The organism is Streptococcus sp. GMD5S (genome assembly GCF_000298715.2).
In the GTDB taxonomy this organism is placed as follows: Bacteria; Bacillota; Bacilli; order Lactobacillales; family Streptococcaceae; genus Streptococcus.
Map to the genome: position 1 here is coordinate 30,240 of NZ_AJRG02000014.1, position 20,202 is coordinate 50,441.

A 20,202-nucleotide genomic window follows, 5' to 3' on the forward strand; every position below is an offset into this window, starting at 1 on the left:
TTGAAAAAAACTACTTTTTCCCATTGCATAATCTATATTCAACCTTATATTCTGTAAAAGCAAAGGGTATCATAATAATACTTTTAAAACCAAAATATTATTAATGCCCTTTTCTTTTTTCTAGGCGTTTTTGCGCCTTTAACTGAAATCGACGTTCCTTCATTTCCTCTTTACGTCTCTTGTTACTTAATCTTTTTTCTTTCTTCACTAACTCATGAACCTTAGATAATTCCTTCTGAGCCTTAGTAGATACTACAGGTTTATTTTTAGCCTTATTTATCTCTCTTTGCATCCTTTTGGGGTTAATTTTTTTATCTTTTGGTAATGTTTGTAACTCTGACGATGAAACTACAATTTTATTATTTTTTTCAATAAGATAGGGTAATTTTTTATAGATAAACTCAAAAACTTCAAAGTCTTTAGGTTCGCTACCAAATAAATGTTTAATTACTCTATAATTATTATTATAATCTGTATATTCAATTAGGCCATACCAAAAAGCATTATCAAAATAAATAGTTAATTTCATATCTTTTCCTCAATAAAACGGGCAATAGAACTGCTTATCAATTTTGGAGATTCATAGATTATATTGTGTCCGCCGGCAATAAATTCAGTAGTAGCATATGGAATTTTTTGCAACAATTTTTTAAACCTTCGATTAGAAATTACTTGATCGTATAATGGTCTTACTATCAATGTTGGTAGTTCAATGATTCTATTAATTGAGTTCAGACTACTATGTAGTTCAATATCTTTATTTATGACTGAAAGGCCTATTTCCCTCGTTAATTTAAAATACTCTTGTTTGAGGTCTCCTGTAACATCCGATTTAAATCCTTTTTCAAGACTATATTCAAATTCTTCATATGAGCTAAAAGTTAATTGACCTAACTTGATTGACTCAAATGGAGAGATTAAGACTCTCCCCTTTGGTAAAAATTTATTAAGTTGAAGTGTTATATAAGCTCCTAACGAGTGCCCTACAATAAAATAATTGTTACATTGTTGTATATGACATAATCTACGAATAACACATTCTAATATTTGTGATTCATTTTCAGAAAACGAAGAATCATATCCTGGCCTATATAACACACAGCATCTATATGTTGGTAAATAAGTAATAATCTTTTCCCAAACTAAGGGATGTTCTGATAGACCATGAATAAAAAAAAGTAAAAGATTATCTTTACTTTTTTCCCAAGATGAATTAATAGAATAGCACATTATTTTATTTTTAATCTTTATCTTTTTCTTTTTTAACAATGCGTTCATATCTTTCTTTTATATATTGCAATTCTTTTTGAGGACTATTCAACATATGTTCAATAAGGCGCTTTTGGTCAGCAGGATTCAATGATTTAGAAGGGATAAACTCTTGCTCCCATGACAATTTTGTCCCTTCCTTAACCCGTTCATAATACCATTTCAGTTTCATATAATCAAATGGAAAAACTGGATCTAATCTCTCACCTTCTACTGAAAACTTTTTTCTATCGGTCTTCCGTAAGGAAATCCATGAAATCTCTTTTTGACCATCATTCATAAATAATCTAAACTTTATACTATTTTCATCTTCTTCAAGTATTTCAACTTTTGTATAGTTTTTGAATAGCAACGGCCAGTTTCTAACATCATTCGTTATTTCAAAGACATCTTCAAGTCTATCTTTTATTATTATTTCATTCTTTACTTTCATCTACTCCTCCACAATTGCTATTGCCCTCACCCAAGCTGCATCCGCTTTATCTAACTTTATTGGAAATAAAGACAGCAAAAACCCCTCTTTAGGTAATTTATCTAGGTTGCACAGCTTCTCTATATGAACATATTCACGCGTTCTTCCAACGAAATGAGATGGCCATAGCACATTTCTATTTCCAGTAATTTTGAATTCGTTTAACATTACTGGAAAGGATCTATCAAATCCATAACTATCAATTCCTATTACCTTAACACCCAAATCTAACAAAAATTCTGTAGCTTCTTTAGACATCCCTGGCCCATCAGTAAAATATTCTTTTGTTCCATATAACTTATCCATATCCGTATAAACAAGTACGATGTCGTTTGGTTTAATTTCAATTTTTTCCTTTTCTAATACCTTTACTATATCTTCTTTCTCTATATTCTTTTTTCTAGGAAATTTTGAAAAGTTTAATACTTTACCTTCACCATAAAACCATTCAAGTGGCAATTGGTCAACAGATTTTGTATTTATATTTTCTACATTCTCACTATCCCCAAAATGAATGGGAGCATCAACATGTGTTCCCATATGAGTCGATAAAGTATAGGTATCAAGTGTCAAAAATTCATTATTAGGGAAAGAAGATATGGGTATTCCTGCTTTTTGTGCTAGTCCCTTTGCTCCCTCTGAACTAGTTAACCTAGTGTGCTTAAATTTAGAGGGTTCTGAATCGTTATCTCCCACAGAAACACTTAGATCAATAAATTTAACCATTTTTATTTTTCTCCAAAAATTTTAGTTGCTTCTTTAAAAGCAAGATTAACGTCTGTAATTCCAACAACTGGAAGGCCTAATAAAATTGTATGATAAATTTCTTCCTCACTTGCTCCAGCAGATAATGCTCTATGAATATGAGTATTAAGTCCACTAATTCCTCGATTTACAAGGAACATTGCAATTAATATCAATTCTTTTTCTCTTTGTGAAAAATCAATTTCATTTGTAATTTCTTCCGTTAAGGCGAAAAAAGCTTTTACTACCTCAGGATTAAATTCTTTAATTTCATCCATATCATTTATCCTTTCTCTATGTAAGTATGTCCTAACTTTGGGTTGGGAGCTAATGGAAATGCAATGTAAATGACTTTGACCTCTGCATTTGTTTCATTCTCAATCTTATAAGCTTGACCTTTAGGTATAAATACACATTCTTCTTCATGAATATCATATTTTATATTATTGACATATATATTAAATTCTCCAGAGATACAAATAATGATTTCATCACTAAATTCATGAAGAAGTTCTTGGCTTTTACCCGAATTTAAACTAGAAATACCAAATGTGAAGTCAGGAGTAGTACTTAAATAGAAATTCTTTAGTATAGGTTTTACCCAACCATATGGAGTTTTTACATCCGTTAGCTCTTTTATATTAATTATTTTAAATAGATTGTTCTTATTCACTTGTCTTTATCTCCGCTCCTCTATTTATTTTTCCTGTAATTCCCTTTGGAATTTTAGGAACTCTAAAAAATTTATCAGGAATCCCATAATGAGGGATTCTCTTTCTTAATCTACTTTTTAGTTTCAAATCTGATATTTTTTGATTATCAGCCAAAACAATATATGCCTCAATTGAAGTTTTGTTGATCGGATTCACTCTAACCATCGCTTCATTAATTTCAGACTGCCTAATCAGTTCGTTTTCTATAGTAGAACTCTTAAACCAATTTCCATTAATTTTAAATAAATCATTTGTTCTTCCACAATAGTAATAGTTATTACCTGCATCACGGTAAAACAAATCCCCTGTGCTTATTTCAGAAACTTCTTTGTTCCAGCAACTCCTTCCAGATACAAATAATTCCCCAACCTCATTAATTTCGGCTTCACTGCCATCTTTTTTGATAATCCTTGCTGAATATCCGGGTACAAGTGTTCCAACACTACCACTCTTTGGTGAATGTAAACTATTTATAAAAAAAATGTATAAAAGTTCTGTCGTTCCCATTCCTTCAACTAAATAATTATTTGTCCTTCTGCTCCATTCTTCAAATACTACATTAGGTAATGTTTCTCCACAAGAAATGCACATTCTAAACTTCGAACCTATTTCATTTATGTTATCATATAATTTTAGAATTGCATTAAAAAATGTCGGTACTCCAAAAACTACTGTAGGATTATTCCTACAAATACTTTTATATATCTGTGAAATGGAATCATATTCGCAAATGAATACTGTTGCACCTGCATAAAATGGTAGATATACACTATTTCCAAATCCATACGCAAAAGGAATTTTAGACACTGAAAAAATTAAATCCTCTGGTACAATACATGTAGAAGTAGCTTGAAAACTTTCTATACAATTAAGTACATCATCCAGAGTATGTGGAATAATCTTAGAATTTCCAGTGCTTCCCGAAGTACATAAATAAAAAGAAGGAACATCACTAGGTAAACAATCTATATTACTAAAATTCAATTCTTCAGTACATTCTTTTGTATTAAGGTAAGAACGTATATCATCAAGTTTCACTATTGCTTGATTGTCACATTCTAAATCAATATCACTAATTAAATAAACTGAGTTTGAATTAGAGTATAAATAATCTAAGTTTGCCCTATTCATTTTTTTATTTATTAAAATAGGTCTAATTCCCGAAAATATACATGCCCAAAATAAGAAAACATATTCTGGACAATCATTCATATATATTGATACTGTTTGGTTTTTATGAATAGAAAGCCTAGATAAATATTCCTTGAGACAAAAAATATTAAACAGTAAATCTTTATACGTAAATTTAGTTTTGTCAGTAATTATTGCTAACTTTGGATGCTTACTTGGATCAAAAAACATTGTTTTAATTAAACTATTCATACTCTACCTCTAAAATAACAGATGTGTAAATATTATTACGATCACATGTAAATGATAACAACGCATTAAAATTATCTTTAAATAAACCTTCTTTAATATTTAAAATATAGGCTTGTTTTTCTATTTTTATCTCTATATCGCTATATTTAATTCCTCTAAAACCAGTCCCAAGTGCTTTTGACGCTGACTCTTTTAGTGAAAACAATAAGGTCGCTCTAAAAATACAGTCCGTATTACATTGCTTAATAAATTTCCACTCATTTTCAGTATATATGAGGTCAACCATTATTGAATCATATTTTTCTAACAATACACGAGTTCGCTCAAAATTTTGAATATCTATACCATGGCCATAAATCATATTATTTATACCAAATGGTGAACCATCCCAGTGGAAACTGCCTATCTTGGGTAGAAAATGATAGGATACGCTCAAGATGTTCTAACTTAAATTCAGGATAAAAAGTATCCAATAATTCTTCACTTGAGATTCTCCTTGGTTGTGCTCCAGGTGAAATTTTATCGGAAAAACAACGAAGAATAAACATACCGCCAGGTTTTAAGAATTTAAGGATTTGCTTAGCATAAATTTTCCTTTCATCATCTGTTAAATGATGAAAACACCCTTGATCCGTAATAACATCAAAACTGTTCTCTTCCAATTCCATTTCAAGAATGTCACCGACTTTCCAATCCACAACTACATCATATGCGCTAGCAATTTTTTTAGCTGTCAAAATAGCAGATTCTGAAATATCAACTGCAGTCACATTCATTCCCCTAATTCCTAAAAAGACTGATTCGGTCCCTAGTCCACAACCTATTTCTAAAATATGAGACTCTGGCTTAATTTTCTGCTCATATACTAAGTTAACTAACTCTGGATTGGCTGTCCCTGCTGTCCATTCATGAGCAGATGGACTCTCGGTTTTATATATTTTTTGATAATATTCTTTAATAGGTTTACTCATTTTATTTCTCCTTTTTTGAATAAATTTCATTAGATAAGTCAATCAAACTTTGTTTATCATCTTCTAAAGCAACTTCAACAAAATACTCCTGTTTTATAGCTAATGATAAATCTACTTTCTCTGTAGAATCCAAGTCGAAGTCCGATAAAGAACTACTGTTGTTGATTTCTTCTTTCTCAATTCCAATATTTTCCAATGCTTCTTTTAAAAAATTTAAAATATCCTTCATTTTTAGCTCCTATATTTTTTTAACAACGTTCCTACATTAATACCTTCTCTTGTTCTTGATGAAACTAATATTGTATCAACCTCATCAACACTACTTACCCTCATATTATTATTTCGAGTGTCAACTATACATATCGAATCCTCTATATACATAGTTCCAATTAATACGTCTGTTACCGTAGAGGCTCCATATTGATGACCAAATAGCTGTTTAGGGGTCGAAATAATAGTATTATCTGATAAAACATCATCAATGAATCGATCTTCAATCTTATCACATTCATAAACTCCACATGCTTCAGGCAAAAAAACATCTAAATTTGAATAAGTCAATTCTAAACCTGACATTAATTTATCCATACATTTTATATAGTCTCCTCTGTTAGATTTCGAGCCTACAATTTCTCCATATATTTTAGCCCCCCTACTTAAAGCATGTTCCAATTCCTCAAGTACTAAAAAACTACTCCCTTCACCTAGTACGATTCCATTCCCTCTATTATAGAGAGAATAGTACACTGCTTCCTCACTTTCATATAAATCTTTTGTTTGCGAATAGCAAACTGTAGCTAGTTTAGTAATAGGAGCCTCAGTACCTCCACAAACAACAACATCATTAAAACCAGATTTAATTGATTCATATGCAAATTTTAGGCTCATCGCACCACTTGCTCTGTCTGCAACAAAACTCTTAGAATAACCATGGATTTTGTTAAGTATTGTGATATATCCCTGAGCTGCCGCAGGAAACCAAGCCGTTGCCTGCCACGGGTTAACAAATTCAGCTCCATCTATGTACAATTCTTTGAATCCTCTTTCAGAAATGTCCCATCCTCCTGAATTATTCCCGACAAAAACACCTGTCCTATATGAGTTGTAATTACTACACTCTTTAAATCCGCTATCCTCCATAGCTTGTTGAGCTGCATATACTGCATATCTAATAAAAGTATCAATTTTGTGATTAACTCTTCTAGAAATTACCGATTCGTCAAAATTATCAATAATTCCTGCAACTTTAATTCTATTTTTGGAAGTGTCATACCTCTCTATTTTTTTTATACCATTTTGCAGTGAATATAAATTATGCTTGAATTTTGATATTTTATTTCCTAAGGGATTGACAATCCCTCTTCCTGTTATAACAACTCTCGTGGTCATTTCAATTCCTCATTTCCCAATTATACAGGCAGAATGTATACCTCCAAAACCACTTGCAGTAACCAATGCAGTATTAATTATTTTATTTGTTGGTTTTAAGGTAATATTTAATTCGCATTCGTGATCAGGGTATTCGTAATTTATATTTGGTGGAACTATTGAATTCTGAATTGCCCCTATTGTACTGACTAAGGCAACTAGGCTCGCACTAGATAATGGATGTCCCATCATGGATTTAGTGGAACTTACTGGAATTTCATCTATTAAACTACCAAATACATTGTGAAATGCCTCGCTTTCACATTTGTCATTCTGTTGTGTCGAACTACCATGAGCATTGATATAATCAATACCATTAAGATTTAATCCACTTCTTTGTATTGCTTGTCGTATGGTTTCTGATAAAGCTTCTGAATCTTTTAAATCGGTCATATGATTCGCATTACAAAGACTCGCTACTCCTTTTAGATAGCCATAAATACTTCTTTCCCTTTTTTCAGCTAGTTTCTTCTTTTCCAAAACTAGATAAACGGATGACTCACTTATAACAAATCCGCACCTTTTTTTATCAAAGGGTCTAGATGATTCACTAGGTTCACCTTCCCATTTTGATAAAGCTCCGATAGCATTTAATGTTGAATAGGTCAAAGTGCATAAAGGCGCTTCTGATGCTCCCACAATTGCTATATCTAATTCATTACTCTCTAATAACTGAATTCCAGTTATTAAAGCATCCAAACCTGCTGTACAACCTGTGGAAAGGGACACGCAAATCCCATTAAAGCCAAATATTTTAGATATTTCAGTAGCTGGATAATTAAACATCCCATTATTGTAAAATTTATCTCCTACATTTTTGTACTCTATATCATCTATACCTCCTTGTGTTATTTCTTCATAAATTTCTTGAATTTCAGGTGTTCCTCCAATCGCTGAGCTAGAGATAATTCCCACTTTTTCTTTATCAAGATAATTTATTATCTGTGCATCAAGTATAGCCTCTTTTGCTGCAATATAAGCATTCTTAGCAAATTTCGATTGATTTTTCAATGTCTGTTCTTCTATACTTTGAAGATGGTTTTCATAATTCAATTCTTTTATTTTTGAATAAGTAGATGATTTCATTCCAGCATTCATCATCTCTTTACTCTGTATAATAGCTGATTTCCCATTTAAACTATTTTTCCAAAATTCTTTTTTTCCGATACCTAAGGGAGACACGATGCCGATCCCTGTGATTACAATATCATCTAGCATACACCTACTCCTATAATATATGGAACTCCATAAGTTCTCTATCATACTTTTTTACGTGTTTTGTTAAAGTAACATAACATGGTTATTTATACCAATGATAATAATAATATCCAATATTAAAAAAAGGAATAAAAAAATTTTTTTCATAGGTTTAAGTCCTTTCTTTTTATTACCAGATATTGTATAATATTTTTTATCAAAATATTTTTTTGTTGTGAAAGTGGGAATATCATGAAATCATCTTTAGGCAAAACACTAAGAGAAGTTCGAAAGGGTAAACAAGTTAGTATCTGTAAAATAGCCGATGAATATCTTTCTAAATCTCAAATTTCAAGATTTGAGCGAGGCGAATCTGAAATATCATGCATCAGACTAATGAATATACTTGATAAGCTTAATATTACTCTGGAAGAGTTTTTGACCATTCATAGCAATGAAAATCATCCTAACAATTTTATTAATCTTATTAAATATATTCAGGAAGAATACTCTAAACAAAGATTCTCAAATATAAAGCTATTATTAAATGAAGATGTAACATACAAAATTTCATCATTAGAAAGGACAATGATAAAATCTATAATTTATACTTTTGATAAATCTACTAAGCCTACTAAAAATGAATTATTAGAATTATCTGACTACTTATTTAAAATTGAAAAGTGGGGCTATTATGAAATTATTCTCCTCGGAAATTGTGTGAGAACACTAAATTATGATACTCTCTTCTTATTGACAAAGGAAATGGTAAAAAACTATTTTTACTGTTTTGTTAGTAAAACGAATAAAAGGTTAGTTACAGAACTTGCTTTGAACTGCTTAATCGCAAGTATTGATAATTATAGATTTAATCATTGCAACTTTCTAATACAAGAAATAGAATTGCTTTTAAAGAATGAGTTGAGCTACTATGAGAAAACTGTTTTCCTATATGCCCAAGGATATTTTGAGTTGAAACAAAATAATAAAATTGAAGGAAAGCATAAAATGAAACAAGCTTTACAAATATTCAAACTTCTTGATGACAAGCCGACTTTCATGAGATACAACGAACACTATTCATTAATATTTAAAGATGAACAATAGTTGTACGTTCTAACTTTTACTGTTTACTAAATGCCATAAATTTTTCTCTAAACAAATATTGATAAACAGGTCTAGAAAAGTGAATATACTAGACCTGTTTCTTTTATAATAATGGATTTTCAGCTTTATAAAGTTCATTACTTTTAAAAGCAATAGGAAATTTATAGATTCTTGTTTTTTCTATTTGCTAAGTCCTCCATATCATGGTGTGTCTGTTTACGAAAGTCCTCAAGAACCTCATAGCCTTTTAACTCAAAGACAAAGGCCCTATCCTCAGCAATATGAATACCAGGTACCTTGTAGCGTTTATTACTTTCCCAATCTGGCATGATGGTCAAGAGAGCTTCTTTCAGATTCTTGTTCATCATCTGAACTACACCTTTTCGAATCTTCTTAGACTTGCAGAACTCATAGGAACCCTTGGTATTGGCATGACATACTTGAATCCCCATGACTTTTGTGTCTTTGTTGAAGGCCACAATGACATGACTTGGGTAATTCAGCTCAGCAGCTATGGCCTTACTAAAGGTCACAAAGTTCTTGTTTACAGTCATACTGTAATCACTGGCATTTTTCTCAATGGTAATAACCTGTAGGTCGTAGTCTGAAAATCTCATTACTCTTCTCCTTTAAATACAGTTCGAATCTCCTTCTTTTTCCATGAAGAATCGAGTACAATAAAATCCTTCAAAATACCTGACTTCACTTTTTTTACATAGAGTTTTGGCACAACAGCTAGCTTTGCAGATTTCGTTCTTCTTCTCGGTTGAGAGAGTAGCTCTTGTACTAAACTCCAGTCAGAGTCAGATATGATTGAAGGAATTCCATTTCTCAGTCGGTATTTCGGACGTTCACCATTATTCTTCCGTGTCTTGTGGCTAAAGCAGTCAACCGTATAGGTCTTCTGCATGATAATCTCACCCTTATACTTCTCATTCCTAAGAATGTTATTAACAGCAAGGGTAGACCAGTTTTCAAGTCCAGTGACCGTTGGAATATGGTGTTCCATTAACGCATCAGCAATTTCACGCGCAGTCTTGCCATTCATGTAAGAATCGTAGATGTACCTTACTACCTTGGCTTCCGAATCATCTATCACGATTTGACCATACTTGTCCTTGGTATAGCCAAGCAGGTTATGAGTTGGAATAATCGGAATACCACGTTTGAAACGCTCAATAATCGACCAGGTAATCGAAGCACTCTTTTGTTCACTCTCTCCTTGAGCCACGATAGACATGACTCCAAGAACCAGCTCTCCTTTGGTATCCAGTGTGTTTAGATTAATGTCTTCTATTAAAATACCTACTGGATGAGGTAAAGCTTTCAGCTCCCGGTAGATGCTAATGAAGTCAAGCTGGTTCCGGGCAAATCGACTGATACTCTTGACTAATATCAAATCAATTTTCCCTTGCCTGCAGTCTTCTAGCATTTTCTGAAACTGCTCACGCTTCTTAATGGTGGTACCTGATGCACCCTGATCCGCATAAATGCCTACCAATTCCCAATTGGGAGTGTTTTGAATCCGCTCCAGATAAGTTTGTTTCTGCAGTTCAAAACTACCTGATTGGGATTCATCAAAGGTACTCACCCGGCAATAAGCCGCTACACGGGTTTTCTGTTGTCCTAAACTAGCATTCTGTACAACTGCTGGAATGACTTCAACGGTTCTTTCGGATTCAAATGCATTACGGATGCGCTCTTGCTTCTTCGTTAATTTCTTAGAACTCCTTCTGACCATTTTTCCTCCTTTCCAGAAATCTGCATCTTTATTATAAGCGAAAAAGAATTACTCTAAATTATAAAAATTAGTTAATTAGAACCTGAGCTATCAAATTATTCTGTTTCAAATATGTCTTAGAATTAGACTATATACTTTATAGACTATTTCTGATATAATTAATTTTAGTCATATTTGTAAGGAAAAAAATAACTTATTAGGAGGGAACGATGGCTTTTTTTGATAATGAACATAAAAAAGAGATAGAGCGGATAGAAGGGCTTTGGGCAAAATTAGAAGAATTACGAGATTTTGCTAAACAGTACGGAATTGATGATATTTTTCAAGATAATGGCGCCAAAGTTGTTCAACAACTGATTTATCTTTATTTAAATGCTCTACCAGGTAGAGAAGGAAATGACGCGACTTCAAGAAGAAATCCCACAATTGAGTGGGAAATGAAGTCCATAAACCTCGACACAACAGCTTCGGGTTTTAGTACCAATCATCATTTAAATACTGAAATTCTTCAAAAATATAGAAGAGTACCATGGTCATTTGCAATCTATCATGGAATCACACTTGAAGCAATCTATGTTATGAACGCAAGAGACCTTGAACCTTATTTCCAAAAATGGGAAGAGAAACTTAGAACTCAAAAAGATATTAATAATCCCAAAATTAACGTCAATTTTGTTCGCGAAAATGGTACTATGATTTATCCGATTCATGAAGAAAACCCAATAGATCCTGACAGCATTTTTGATTAATGCCCAGTGATCTATTGGGTTTTTATAATTCAACTGTTTTACCATCTATCATTTGCTGGTAATATTTTTCAGCATTTTCATTATCTTCATCTAAAAATCTGAATATTGATGCGGCTGCATACTCTTTTGACAATTCAAAAGCTTTCCAACGTCTATTATTGTTTTCTGCAACCATTCCAGTTGTATTACTCCCTCCAAAAATATCAATGACTAAGTCCCCCTCGTCCGTTAAAAAATTTATAAAAAATTCAGGAAGTCCAGCAGGGAATCTTGCCGGGTGTCCTTTTATTCCGTATTTTTTACAATATCTTAAATACTTACTGTTACTCTCACTATTAGGTATTTGCAATAGATTTGAAGGTATTGCACCACCATTATCTCTACTCCAACTTTCCTTATTATGAACATGACCTGAAGGACGTGTTGCAGTAGCCCCCTTTATATACTCTTCTGGCCTACTGATCAATTTTTTCATTCTATCAGAATAAGGGCTCAGCACCTTGCTAACATTTGCTTTACATTTTCTAGGGTCCTTACACAACCACCATACTGTATTAACAGATGTTTTTGCTCTTAATTTTCTTTTGTTGACCCATTCAATTGGGGAAGGCAAGGCTGAAGGATTATGCCAATAAAACGGCTGAGCCAATTTAAACCCTATTTCATCACAAAATTTAATTAAGGCCCTAAACTGATATAAACTATAAGAGGGTTCCCCTTTTTCATATGCTCCTCCTATATCAATAACAAAACTCCCATCATCCCTTAGCTTATCAAAAACAACTTTAGCAAATTGAGCCAACCATTCTACATATTTCTCTTGAGACTCATTCCCATATTCCTTCTTGCGTTGTAAAGCAAACGGAGGGCTAGTTACAACTAAATTTACACTATTATCACCCAAATCTTGTAATTCTTGTAGTGAATCTCCATTTATACATTCCCCTAATTGGGTTCTATAACTTACTTTAGACATTTCATCTCTCTTTCTTCTAAAAGTATTACGTCTATATCTTTACATAAAAACTTGCAATAATCAAGTCATTACATTTATATATTCAAAATCCAACGTTATTTATATAACCACATTACTAAACCATGGATTATTGTAGGCAAGTATCCTAACAATAATTCTAGCTTCGCATACAATACCCGCTCTACCGTTTATGGAAATAAAAATCTAAACGAACTCAAATCAATCAATATCATTTCAATTACATCAACTTTGACTCTTACTCTAATACATCCCCACTATTGACAAATAACATTGAGCGCTACAACTCCATAAAGCCTTTCGCTAAAAGGTTTCTAGGCTTTCACGAGCAGAGCTACCGCCTCCACATGATGCGTTTGAGGAAATAGATCCACTGGTTGTACTTTCTGCAGTTCATAACCCAATTCTTGGTAGAGTTTGATATCACGCGCCATAGTTGCTACATTACATGAGATATAGGCAATGCGTTCAGATCCTGTTTGGCTGCTTGCCTCGATAAAGCTTTCGGTCAAGCCCTTGCGTGGTGGGTCGACCAAGATGAGAGTTTGTTTAATACCTTCCTTGAGCCAGTTCTTCATGGCATTTTCAGCTGTGTCACATACATAGTGGACGTTGGCAATCCCGTTGATTGCCGCATTCTTTTTGCTATTCTCCACCGCTTCTGGAATAACTTCAACACCGTAGACTTCCTTGACATGCTTAGCAACAGATAAGCCAATGGTTCCAATTCCTGAGTAGGCATCGATCACCACATCATCTTCTCTTAACTCCGCAAAGTCAATAGCTGTTTGATAAAGTTTTTCTGCCATTTCTGTATTGACCTGGTAAAAGGCTGGGCCAGCGATTTGGTAGTCATTTCCCAACATCTGGTCCGTGATATTGTCTTGACCATAAAGAGTCTTCCACTCCTTACCAAAAATCGCATTGGTATTTCGGTCATTGATATTTTGCATGACAGACACAATCTCTGGGAACTGCTTGATAAGTTGTTCAATCAACTGTTCCACTCGGAAAATTTTAGGACGTGTAGTCACTAAGATAACCATGATTTGTCCGGAATAGTGCCCGCGACGCACCACAAGATTTCGAATCAAGCCAGACTGTTCCTTTTCGTCATAAGGTTTTAAATCAAAACGACGAAGCAAATCTCGAAGGGCTACTATGACTTGGTCAATGACAGGATCCTGGATAAAGAAATCTTCAAGGGGCATGAGGTCGTGCGAATTCTTACGGAAAAAGCCAGTTTCCAAGATACCATTCACTCGACGAACGGGCACCTGTGCCTTATTTCGATACTTGACTGGATGTTCCATGCCGAGCGTTTCAGCGACCTCTACTTCTGTAATACCAGCAATCTTGTAGAGACTGTCTTTGACTTGCTTGGTTTTAAACTTGAGCTGCTCTGGATAGGCAAGGTGACCTAGATCCGCAATTCCTGAACGCAGGTAAGCCAGATCTAGATCTTGATTACGGTGTGGTGACTGGATAAGGTATTCTTCCACTTTCCCAAAGCCAATCTTTTTATTGATTTTGAGGACACGCATGAGGATTTTCTCAGTTGGTAGAGCATTTTCTACAAAGAAAACCAAACCTTCTATCTTAGCAACCCCTGCACCTTCATGAGTCAAATCAACAATTTCAACTTCTACAATATCATTTTTCTTTAACATATTTTTCACTTTCTATCGGCCGACAAAAAAAGACGGCAACATTTCTGTTACCATCTATTATATCATGAAATGACCTAAGCACCAAAACTCTTGAAGAAGTTGACAATGGCTTGCCAAAGAGAGCTAAAGAAGTTGCCCCCCTCTTCTAGCGCTTTATTGGCATCAAAGTTGAGGTTGATATTTTTAAAACTATCACCAGCTTGGGAAACGATGCTTTGTTTGAGATCATTTAGGGTTTTAGTAAAATCAGCATTTTTCAAGATGTCACTCTTTGAGAGGTTGAGCGCAAAATTGATGATGATATTGACCTGGTTTCCTGTTATAACCTGATCGAGTTTGTAGTTTTTTAGAGTGTCTTCAACGATTTTTCGGACATCTTCTTCTGTCAGATTTCCTTTGGCTTCTTTTGCCTTTGCGATTCCTGCTTTGATATCTGTCATAGCCGCATTGAGCTTATTGGCATCGTAGCCTGACTTGTCCTTGTTTTCAGCATTGATATCGGACAAGGCTTTTAGTTCTTCTTGGGCTAGGTCTTTATTGGCTTGCGGTACTTTAGCACCATTGGCCTCTAATGAGTAGTAAATCCCAGCTAGGGCGCTCTCACCTGTAACTGGTATGGGAGCTGCAACTGTGATTTTGGCATGCTCAACTCCCAGGGTCACTGCTGCATTACGGTACATATCCTGCGTCACCTTTGTGATATTTTCAGGCGTTTCAATCTTGACCTCTAGAGGTGATTTGTCACCTAGCTTTTGAATCTTAGCCGATGAATAGAGTTGTAGACTAGCATCATTAGCCACATTCATAATTTTCGAATAGATATCAGGTGTCATTGTTTTGATATCTTTGGTGTCTTTTGATGCGTCATAGCCAAGTTTGCTAAGAGTTCTATTTTTCTGGTCTTCAGTTAGTGAAGAACCAAGCACATATTCAGGTTGTACATAGGTTTCATCGATTACTTTTTGAACATCTGTTGCTGCGTGGACACTCGTCATAGCTGTTGCTGCCCACAAAACTGCAGCGCTTGTTAGAAAGAGTTTCTTTCTCATGGGATATTCCCTCCTTTACCTTTCTAGGGTAATAAAACAATCTTAAAGAAAGCTTATAGCGAAAAACACCTGGAAAAACCAGATGCTTAGAAGAAATTAAAGAATTTCATGATGTACAGGTTAAAGCGTACCTGTCGCGAATAGTAATAATTTCCACCATTTTCATAGAGTTCTGCACCATGAAAGATAGAAATTGGGTTGATGTAGGTATAGGTCTTCCCAGTGGTATTTCCAAGGATAGGAGCGACCGTTTCTCGGGAATAACGCTTGGCTAATGCTAGTGTATTTTCCTTACCATTCTGAGCGATAAAGTCTATATAGGCAGGTCCAAAATTATAGGCTTGAACGGCCGTCCAGACATCCACTCCTTTGTTTTGAGCAAGATAAAGGTTATCTGTAAGAGTTTGAATGCCTTGCCGAATGCTAGAGGCATTATCATTGATGGTGTTGGTGGAGCCACTTGCAGACTCACTAGACTGCATAACATCGCCTTCTTTTCCTTTGGTTTCGGTATAAATCATGGCGAGCACCAACTCTTCATTGGCTGGAGTATCTCTTTCACTGAGAATTTCCCGAACCATAGGTTGGTAGGTCATGACTTGCTTTACATCCTGACGAATGTGGTAGGCTTTGTATCCAGCAAAAAGGAGGACTGCTAGCACTAGCATTCTTCTTATAAATTTAAACATTATTTACTTTGAATATCCTCAATATTTTTGATTAAGATAGAATAGGTTCCATTGTCGTTTTGGATAAATTCAACAGACTCCGCGTCTTGGTATACATTATTTGGAACGATAAGTTCGATTCCATTTGACAAGGAAAGTTTTTGGTTTTCAAATTTCTTGAGTTGGCGACTGGCATCAATTTCATCGAACTGAACCGGTTCTGGTACAGCTTCCTTGACTTGGTCGATAAAACTTAGACGAGCTGTCAGGTTGTTATCAAAAAGGTCATTAGCCAATTTCTCAGGTGACAGTTCGTTGCTTTCTTCAAGATTGTTGAAAATCGCTGATTTGACCTTGGATTGGAATTGAAAATCATCTGTGTTAAAGGACTCTGCAATTCTCTGAGCTGTTTTTTCCAGTTCCTTGATGGATTTTTTTGGCGAAATCTTAGGGGCAACGTTTAAGAGATTGTCTGAAAAATAGTTCAAGAAAGCCCCGTTGTACTTGATTCGTTTTTCGATCAAATGGTACTTGCGACTTTGAAGATTGATGACCAAAGCCTCATCAGCCCCCGTTCCAAATCCAGGCAGGTTATTCTGAGTCATCTTGATTGGATTATCAACTTCTCCTCCAAGGTGAGTCAAGGTCTCACGTAGAGCAATTCGCAAGAAAGCGAAATGCTCTACGCCTTCTTTATAAAACTGAACAAAAACCAAGTCATTGGTCTTGAGATTTTCAGAAATGCTGAACTCCTCTTTCCAGAGATTAGCCAGTGTTACTGATGTCTCCAACAAATCGTCTGTGATGTGATTGAAGAAGGGATTTTCTTCCTCGAAAATCCCAGTCTTAGCTTCATCTGAATACACACGTTCAATTTTTTTGCGCAGGTATTCTTCGATTTTTGGAGTGATATTGAGAAACTTATCCGCTAAGAACAACTCAGTATCGTCTGGGCTGAACTGATGGATAATAGCTTTCTTAATATAAATGTCCATAAAAGTATTAGTCCTCGTATAGTGGGAAGGCATCTGTCAACGCTTTGACTTCACTTCTCACTTCTTCTAAGACAGCTTCATTTTCTGCATTCTTAAGAGTTTTAATGATGAGTTCAGCCACTTTACGGCTTTCTTCCTCACCAAATCCACGTGCAGTGATGGCTGCAGATCCGATACGAATTCCACTTGTCTTGAATGGTGACAAGGTTTCGTATGGAATTGAGTTTTTATTTAGGGTAATATTGACTTCATCCAGCAAGTTTTGAGCAACTTTTCCGTTTTCTACAACCTTAGTCACATCAACAAGGAAGAGGTGATTTTCAGTACCGCCAGAAATGATACGGAAATCAGGGTCTTGCAAGAAGACTTCAACCATAGCCTTGCTGTTTTTGATGACATTGGCAGCATATTCCTTGAAGGCTGGATCCAAAACTTCTTTGAATGAAACCGCCTTAGCAGCGACAACATGCTCCAAAGGACCACCTTGAATACCAGGGAAAATAGCTGAGTTGATTTTCTTAGCAAGTTCTTCGTCATTAGTCAAAATCAAGCCACCACGAGGTCCACGAAGGGTTTTGTGGGTCGTTGTTGTAGTGATATGAGCGTATGGCACTGGGCTTGGATGAAGTCCAGCTGCAACCAAACCAGCGATATGGGCCATATCGACCATGAGCTTAGCACCAACAGCATCTGCGATTTCACGGAATTTTGAGAAGTCAATAATTTGAGAATAGGCTGAAGCACCCGCTACAATTAATTTTGGTTTTACTTCTTGGGCTTGTTTCAAGATAGCATCAAAGTCCAAAAGTTCCGTTTCAGGATTCACACTGTAAGAAACAAAGTTGTAGGTTTGACCAGAGAAGCTAACTGGAGCTCCGTGGGTCAAGTGACCACCTGCTGCCAAATCCATCCCCATAACGGTATCACCTGGCTCAATCAAAGCCATATATGCTGCACAGTTGGCTTGGCTTCCTGAGTGAGGTTGGACATTGGCGAATTTAGCACCGAAAATTTCTTTTGCACGTTCAATAGCTAAAGTTTCTACCACGTCTACTACATCAGTTCCACCATAATAACGGCGTCCTGGGTAACCCTCGGCATATTTGTTTGTCAAGATAGACCCTTGAGCTGCCATAACAGCCTTGGAAACCACGTTTTCCGAAGCAATCAACTCGATATTGTTTTGTTGGCGTTCTTCTTCTTTGGCAATAGCATTCCAGAGATCAGCATCGTATGCTTTAAAATCGTCTTTGTCAAAAATCATAGGTCTTCTCCTTTATAGTGTGACTGGTCCTTTAGTTTGTTTTTCCAATAAGAAAATAAACTAAAAGATGCGAATAAACCGTTTCTGCATTTTATCACAAGTATAACCAACTTTTTCATAAAATGCATGAGCTCCCAGACGATGATCAGCAGAGTTTAAGCGGATAAACCCATACCCCCGTCTTTTTGCTTCTTGATCCAACCCTTGCAGTAAGCTTTTACCGATACCTTGCCCTTGTGCTTGAGGCGAAACCGCTAAGCCTAAGATATTAAATCCTACTTTGGAATAAAGGGATTCATAAACTTCAGCATGGACATAGCCAAGTAGGACATGACTGGCTGCATCCTCATAGCCAAGTAGGAAATGATGAGAATCCTGAGATAATTTAGCTAGTTGACTAGCTGTGTCCTCTGGACTAAAAGAATAACCCAAAGCCTCTTGGTTAATCTCACATATAGCATTCACATCTGTTTCTTGCAAATTTCTTAGCATCTCATTCCTCCTCAAAAGAAATCTCTGGCAACTGTGCAAGAATATCTTCTCGCTTAATCGCCCCCTGGCGTAAGATTTTCACCTTGTCTCCAGACAAATCCAAAATCGTCGAATCCTGTCCAGTTAGAAAAGCGTCGTCCTCCAGTCCCAAAACCTCTTGGTCAAAATCCTCTAGAATTTGAGCAAAGGTCACGCCACTCGCCTGACCCGAGATATTGGCAGACGGCCCAATCAAAGGACCTGTCTCTCGAATCAAATCAAGTGTAATGGGGTGACTCGGCATCCGAAATCCGACAGTTGCAAGACCAGAGTTGACCCAATAGGGAACTCGGTCATTGGCTTCGAGGATAATGGTCAAGGGACCCGGTAAAAAGGCCTCTACAAGCTTTTGTAGATAAGTTGGCTGATTCTTTGAAAAGTGCAAGATGTCCTCTAGAAAAGCGACATTAAGATTGAGTGCCTTATCTCTAGGACGACGTTTGAGTTTGTAAACATGGTCGACAGCTTTTTCGTCTAAGGCCTTAGCAAAGAGACCATAAACTGTCTCTGTAGGCAAAACAACAGCTCCGCCCTTTTCCAACTCTTGTCTAATCCTGTCCATCATCAACTACAACCATCCTATCTTGACCAAATTGGTCTTTGAGTGTTCGTACTCGTTTTTCAGGAAGATATTTCCTAAAAAGCGCAGGAACACTTTGACCTTGCTTGTATCCAATTTCAAGGTAAATCTTACCACCATCTGTGAGATAGTCTTTTGCATCTTCCGCAATTCTGCGATAAATAGCTAGGCCATCCTCATCTGCAAAGAGAGCTAGATGAGGTTCTGAATGCAAAACATTCAAACCAACCTCTGACTCATCTTCACGAGAGATATAGGGTGGATTGGATACAATTATATCATATTTTTCAGAAATTTCTGCAAAACAATCAGATTTTTTAAAAAATATATTAAGATTTTGATTTTTAGCATTCTCTGATGCAAGCTCTAAGGCATCTTGGGAAATATCTGCTGCTGTCACTGACCAATCTGGTCTGTTTTTTGCTAATGCGAGAGCTATGGCGCCACTTCCAGTTCCGATATCTAGGACCTTAAGCTTATCCTCAAGATTTTCGACTAGGATAAGTTCCACCAACTCTTCTGTTTCTGGACGAGGAATCAAAACCCGCTCATCCACTTTTAACTGCATTCCAAAGAAATCTGCGTGACCAATGATGTACTGCGCCGGTTTGTGAGCCACTAACTGCTGGTAAATTTCTTCTACAAAATTTTCTTCCTCTTTTGTCACTTCCTGCTGA

At 35.5% G+C, this 20,202-nt stretch carries 25 protein-coding genes; 2 read left to right on the plus strand and 23 right to left on the minus strand.

Annotated elements, in window-relative coordinates; all coding sequences use genetic code 11:
- Positions 1–100 precede the first annotated feature (100 nt).
- From GMD5S_RS0207300 to GMD5S_RS0207355, 12 genes are read right to left on the minus strand one after another with little or no spacing between them, the layout of a single operon-like run.
- A complete protein-coding gene (locus tag GMD5S_RS0207300; protein ID WP_000778909.1) occupies positions 101–529 on the minus strand; it encodes a YjdF family protein in 429 nt (142 codons plus the stop codon).
- Positions 526–1,278: an alpha/beta fold hydrolase gene (locus GMD5S_RS0207305; protein WP_000992810.1), complete on the minus strand. Its 753-nt coding sequence runs from the start codon at positions 1,276–1,278 to the stop codon at positions 526–528. The genes GMD5S_RS0207300 and GMD5S_RS0207305 overlap by 4 nt, the downstream gene beginning before the upstream one ends.
- Complete coding sequence (locus tag GMD5S_RS0207310; RefSeq protein ID WP_000865291.1) at positions 1,241–1,702, minus strand: SRPBCC family protein; 462 nt, start codon at positions 1,700–1,702, stop codon at positions 1,241–1,243. The genes GMD5S_RS0207305 and GMD5S_RS0207310 overlap by 38 nt, the downstream gene beginning before the upstream one ends.
- Positions 1,703–2,467, minus strand: a complete 765-nt coding sequence (locus GMD5S_RS0207315) for a cyclase family protein (protein ID WP_000238214.1) — start codon at positions 2,465–2,467, stop codon at positions 1,703–1,705.
- 2 nt (positions 2,468–2,469) lie between these two features.
- Positions 2,470–2,763 (minus strand): carboxymuconolactone decarboxylase family protein, encoded by a 294-nt coding sequence (locus GMD5S_RS0207320; protein WP_000343399.1) that lies wholly within the window; start codon positions 2,761–2,763, stop codon positions 2,470–2,472.
- Between the two features lie 5 nt (positions 2,764–2,768).
- Entirely contained in the window at positions 2,769–3,158 is a 390-nt protein-coding gene (locus tag GMD5S_RS0207325) for a cupin domain-containing protein (RefSeq protein WP_001039061.1), read from the minus strand.
- On the minus strand, positions 3,151–4,581 hold the full coding sequence (locus tag GMD5S_RS0207330; RefSeq protein ID WP_001086650.1) for an AMP-binding protein: 1,431 nt from the start codon (positions 4,579–4,581) through the stop codon (positions 3,151–3,153). The genes GMD5S_RS0207325 and GMD5S_RS0207330 overlap by 8 nt, the downstream gene beginning before the upstream one ends.
- Positions 4,574–4,942: a 4'-phosphopantetheinyl transferase superfamily protein gene (locus tag GMD5S_RS0207335; protein ID WP_000639096.1), complete on the minus strand. Its 369-nt coding sequence runs from the start codon at positions 4,940–4,942 to the stop codon at positions 4,574–4,576. The genes GMD5S_RS0207330 and GMD5S_RS0207335 overlap by 8 nt, the downstream gene beginning before the upstream one ends.
- Position 4,943: 1 nt before the next feature.
- Positions 4,944–5,552 carry a class I SAM-dependent methyltransferase gene (locus GMD5S_RS0207340; RefSeq protein WP_000042567.1) on the minus strand — a complete coding sequence of 203 codons (609 nt, stop codon included), beginning with the start codon at positions 5,550–5,552 and terminating at the stop codon, positions 4,944–4,946.
- 1 nt (position 5,553) lies between these two features.
- A complete protein-coding gene (locus GMD5S_RS0207345) occupies positions 5,554–5,781 on the minus strand; it encodes a hypothetical protein (RefSeq protein WP_000651810.1) in 228 nt (75 codons plus the stop codon).
- A gap of 2 nt (positions 5,782–5,783) precedes the next feature.
- Positions 5,784–6,941, minus strand: a complete 1,158-nt coding sequence (locus GMD5S_RS0207350) for a beta-ketoacyl-[acyl-carrier-protein] synthase family protein (RefSeq protein ID WP_000213426.1) — start codon at positions 6,939–6,941, stop codon at positions 5,784–5,786.
- 9 nt (positions 6,942–6,950) lie between these two features.
- Positions 6,951–8,198 (minus strand): beta-ketoacyl-[acyl-carrier-protein] synthase family protein, encoded by a 1,248-nt coding sequence (locus GMD5S_RS0207355; protein ID WP_000883312.1) that lies wholly within the window; start codon positions 8,196–8,198, stop codon positions 6,951–6,953.
- Between the two features lie 231 nt (positions 8,199–8,429).
- Between GMD5S_RS0207355 and GMD5S_RS0207360 the strand changes: the two genes are divergently transcribed.
- Complete coding sequence (locus tag GMD5S_RS0207360) at positions 8,430–9,284, plus strand: helix-turn-helix domain-containing protein (protein ID WP_000842631.1); 855 nt, start codon at positions 8,430–8,432, stop codon at positions 9,282–9,284.
- A gap of 161 nt (positions 9,285–9,445) precedes the next feature.
- Here GMD5S_RS0207360 and GMD5S_RS0207365 read toward each other — a convergent pair whose 3' ends face one another.
- On the minus strand, positions 9,446–9,901 hold the full coding sequence (locus GMD5S_RS0207365; RefSeq protein ID WP_001212337.1) for a hypothetical protein: 456 nt from the start codon (positions 9,899–9,901) through the stop codon (positions 9,446–9,448).
- Entirely contained in the window at positions 9,901–11,025 is a 1,125-nt protein-coding gene (locus tag GMD5S_RS0207370) for a recombinase family protein (RefSeq protein ID WP_008287977.1), read from the minus strand. Before GMD5S_RS0207370 ends, GMD5S_RS0207365 begins: the two co-directional genes overlap by 1 nt.
- Before the next feature lie 209 nt (positions 11,026–11,234).
- On the opposite strand from GMD5S_RS0207370, the gene GMD5S_RS0207375 reads away from it, so the two are divergent.
- Entirely contained in the window at positions 11,235–11,774 is a 540-nt protein-coding gene (locus GMD5S_RS0207375) for a hypothetical protein (protein WP_000863700.1), read from the plus strand.
- A gap of 22 nt (positions 11,775–11,796) precedes the next feature.
- Here the strand turns inward: GMD5S_RS0207375 and GMD5S_RS0207380 are convergent, their stop codons facing one another.
- The 9 genes from GMD5S_RS0207380 to prmC all read right to left on the minus strand — a co-directional run.
- Positions 11,797–12,750: a DNA-methyltransferase gene (locus GMD5S_RS0207380; protein WP_000049349.1), complete on the minus strand. Its 954-nt coding sequence runs from the start codon at positions 12,748–12,750 to the stop codon at positions 11,797–11,799.
- 332 nt (positions 12,751–13,082) lie between these two features.
- Complete coding sequence (rlmD, locus tag GMD5S_RS0207385; RefSeq protein WP_000914544.1) at positions 13,083–14,438, minus strand: 23S rRNA (uracil(1939)-C(5))-methyltransferase RlmD; 1,356 nt, start codon at positions 14,436–14,438, stop codon at positions 13,083–13,085.
- Positions 14,439–14,512: 74 nt separating this feature from the next.
- Positions 14,513–15,487: a DUF1002 domain-containing protein gene (locus GMD5S_RS0207390; protein WP_001227745.1), complete on the minus strand. Its 975-nt coding sequence runs from the start codon at positions 15,485–15,487 to the stop codon at positions 14,513–14,515.
- A gap of 86 nt (positions 15,488–15,573) precedes the next feature.
- The gene (locus GMD5S_RS0207395; protein ID WP_008289362.1) at positions 15,574–16,176 is read right to left on the minus strand and encodes a lysozyme family protein; all 603 of its coding nucleotides are present in this window, start codon (positions 16,174–16,176) and stop codon (positions 15,574–15,576) included.
- Positions 16,176–17,150, minus strand: a complete 975-nt coding sequence (locus tag GMD5S_RS0207400) for a nucleoid-associated protein (RefSeq protein WP_000356117.1) — start codon at positions 17,148–17,150, stop codon at positions 16,176–16,178. Before GMD5S_RS0207400 ends, GMD5S_RS0207395 begins: the two co-directional genes overlap by 1 nt.
- 7 nt (positions 17,151–17,157) lie before the next feature.
- Positions 17,158–18,414, minus strand: coding sequence for a serine hydroxymethyltransferase (gene glyA, locus GMD5S_RS0207405; RefSeq protein WP_000575510.1), 1,257 nt, complete (start codon positions 18,412–18,414; stop codon positions 17,158–17,160).
- Between the two features lie 60 nt (positions 18,415–18,474).
- Positions 18,475–18,906, minus strand: coding sequence for a GNAT family N-acetyltransferase (locus GMD5S_RS0207410; RefSeq protein WP_000945726.1), 432 nt, complete (start codon positions 18,904–18,906; stop codon positions 18,475–18,477).
- Between the two features lies 1 nt (position 18,907).
- Positions 18,908–19,510 carry an L-threonylcarbamoyladenylate synthase gene (locus GMD5S_RS0207415; protein ID WP_000969272.1) on the minus strand — a complete coding sequence of 201 codons (603 nt, stop codon included), beginning with the start codon at positions 19,508–19,510 and terminating at the stop codon, positions 18,908–18,910.
- The coding region (gene prmC / locus GMD5S_RS0207420; RefSeq protein WP_016893825.1) for a peptide chain release factor N(5)-glutamine methyltransferase at positions 19,494–20,202 on the minus strand (709 nt) is incomplete at its 5' end. The genes prmC and GMD5S_RS0207415, both read right to left, overlap by 17 nt.

What these genes read in the sequence shown, in the direction of transcription:
- GMD5S_RS0207370 (WP_008287977.1), bottom strand. Translation starts at nt 11,025, where the DNA reads ATGGTCAGAAGGAGTTCTAAGAAATTAACGAAGAAGCAAGAGCGCATC.
- GMD5S_RS0207300 (WP_000778909.1), bottom strand. Translation starts at nt 529, where the DNA reads ATGAAATTAACTATTTATTTTGATAATGCTTTTTGGTATGGCCTAATT.
- GMD5S_RS0207410 (WP_000945726.1), bottom strand. Translation starts at nt 18,906, where the DNA reads ATGCTAAGAAATTTGCAAGAAACAGATGTGAATGCTATATGTGAGATT.
- GMD5S_RS0207390 (WP_001227745.1), bottom strand. Translation starts at nt 15,487, where the DNA reads ATGAGAAAGAAACTCTTTCTAACAAGCGCTGCAGTTTTGTGGGCAGCA.
- rlmD (WP_000914544.1), bottom strand. Translation starts at nt 14,438, where the DNA reads ATGTTAAAGAAAAATGATATTGTAGAAGTTGAAATTGTTGATTTGACT.
- GMD5S_RS0207345 (WP_000651810.1), bottom strand. Translation starts at nt 5,781, where the DNA reads ATGAAGGATATTTTAAATTTTTTAAAAGAAGCATTGGAAAATATTGGA.
- GMD5S_RS0207415 (WP_000969272.1), bottom strand. Translation starts at nt 19,510, where the DNA reads ATGATGGACAGGATTAGACAAGAGTTGGAAAAGGGCGGAGCTGTTGTT.
- GMD5S_RS0207380 (WP_000049349.1), bottom strand. Translation starts at nt 12,750, where the DNA reads ATGTCTAAAGTAAGTTATAGAACCCAATTAGGGGAATGTATAAATGGA.
- GMD5S_RS0207355 (WP_000883312.1), bottom strand. Translation starts at nt 8,198, where the DNA reads ATGCTAGATGATATTGTAATCACAGGGATCGGCATCGTGTCTCCCTTA.
- GMD5S_RS0207395 (WP_008289362.1), bottom strand. Translation starts at nt 16,176, where the DNA reads ATGTTTAAATTTATAAGAAGAATGCTAGTGCTAGCAGTCCTCCTTTTT.
- GMD5S_RS0207360 (WP_000842631.1), top strand. Translation starts at nt 8,430, where the DNA reads ATGAAATCATCTTTAGGCAAAACACTAAGAGAAGTTCGAAAGGGTAAA.
- GMD5S_RS0207320 (WP_000343399.1), bottom strand. Translation starts at nt 2,763, where the DNA reads ATGGATGAAATTAAAGAATTTAATCCTGAGGTAGTAAAAGCTTTTTTC.
- GMD5S_RS0207310 (WP_000865291.1), bottom strand. Translation starts at nt 1,702, where the DNA reads ATGAAAGTAAAGAATGAAATAATAATAAAAGATAGACTTGAAGATGTC.
- GMD5S_RS0207305 (WP_000992810.1), bottom strand. Translation starts at nt 1,278, where the DNA reads ATGAACGCATTGTTAAAAAAGAAAAAGATAAAGATTAAAAATAAAATA.
- GMD5S_RS0207335 (WP_000639096.1), bottom strand. Translation starts at nt 4,942, where the DNA reads ATGATTTATGGCCATGGTATAGATATTCAAAATTTTGAGCGAACTCGT.
- glyA (WP_000575510.1), bottom strand. Translation starts at nt 18,414, where the DNA reads ATGATTTTTGACAAAGACGATTTTAAAGCATACGATGCTGATCTCTGG.
- GMD5S_RS0207340 (WP_000042567.1), bottom strand. Translation starts at nt 5,552, where the DNA reads ATGAGTAAACCTATTAAAGAATATTATCAAAAAATATATAAAACCGAG.
- GMD5S_RS0207330 (WP_001086650.1), bottom strand. Translation starts at nt 4,581, where the DNA reads ATGAATAGTTTAATTAAAACAATGTTTTTTGATCCAAGTAAGCATCCA.
- GMD5S_RS0207365 (WP_001212337.1), bottom strand. Translation starts at nt 9,901, where the DNA reads ATGAGATTTTCAGACTACGACCTACAGGTTATTACCATTGAGAAAAAT.
- GMD5S_RS0207400 (WP_000356117.1), bottom strand. Translation starts at nt 17,150, where the DNA reads ATGGACATTTATATTAAGAAAGCTATTATCCATCAGTTCAGCCCAGAC.
- GMD5S_RS0207315 (WP_000238214.1), bottom strand. Translation starts at nt 2,467, where the DNA reads ATGGTTAAATTTATTGATCTAAGTGTTTCTGTGGGAGATAACGATTCA.
- GMD5S_RS0207375 (WP_000863700.1), top strand. Translation starts at nt 11,235, where the DNA reads ATGGCTTTTTTTGATAATGAACATAAAAAAGAGATAGAGCGGATAGAA.
- GMD5S_RS0207350 (WP_000213426.1), bottom strand. Translation starts at nt 6,941, where the DNA reads ATGACCACGAGAGTTGTTATAACAGGAAGAGGGATTGTCAATCCCTTA.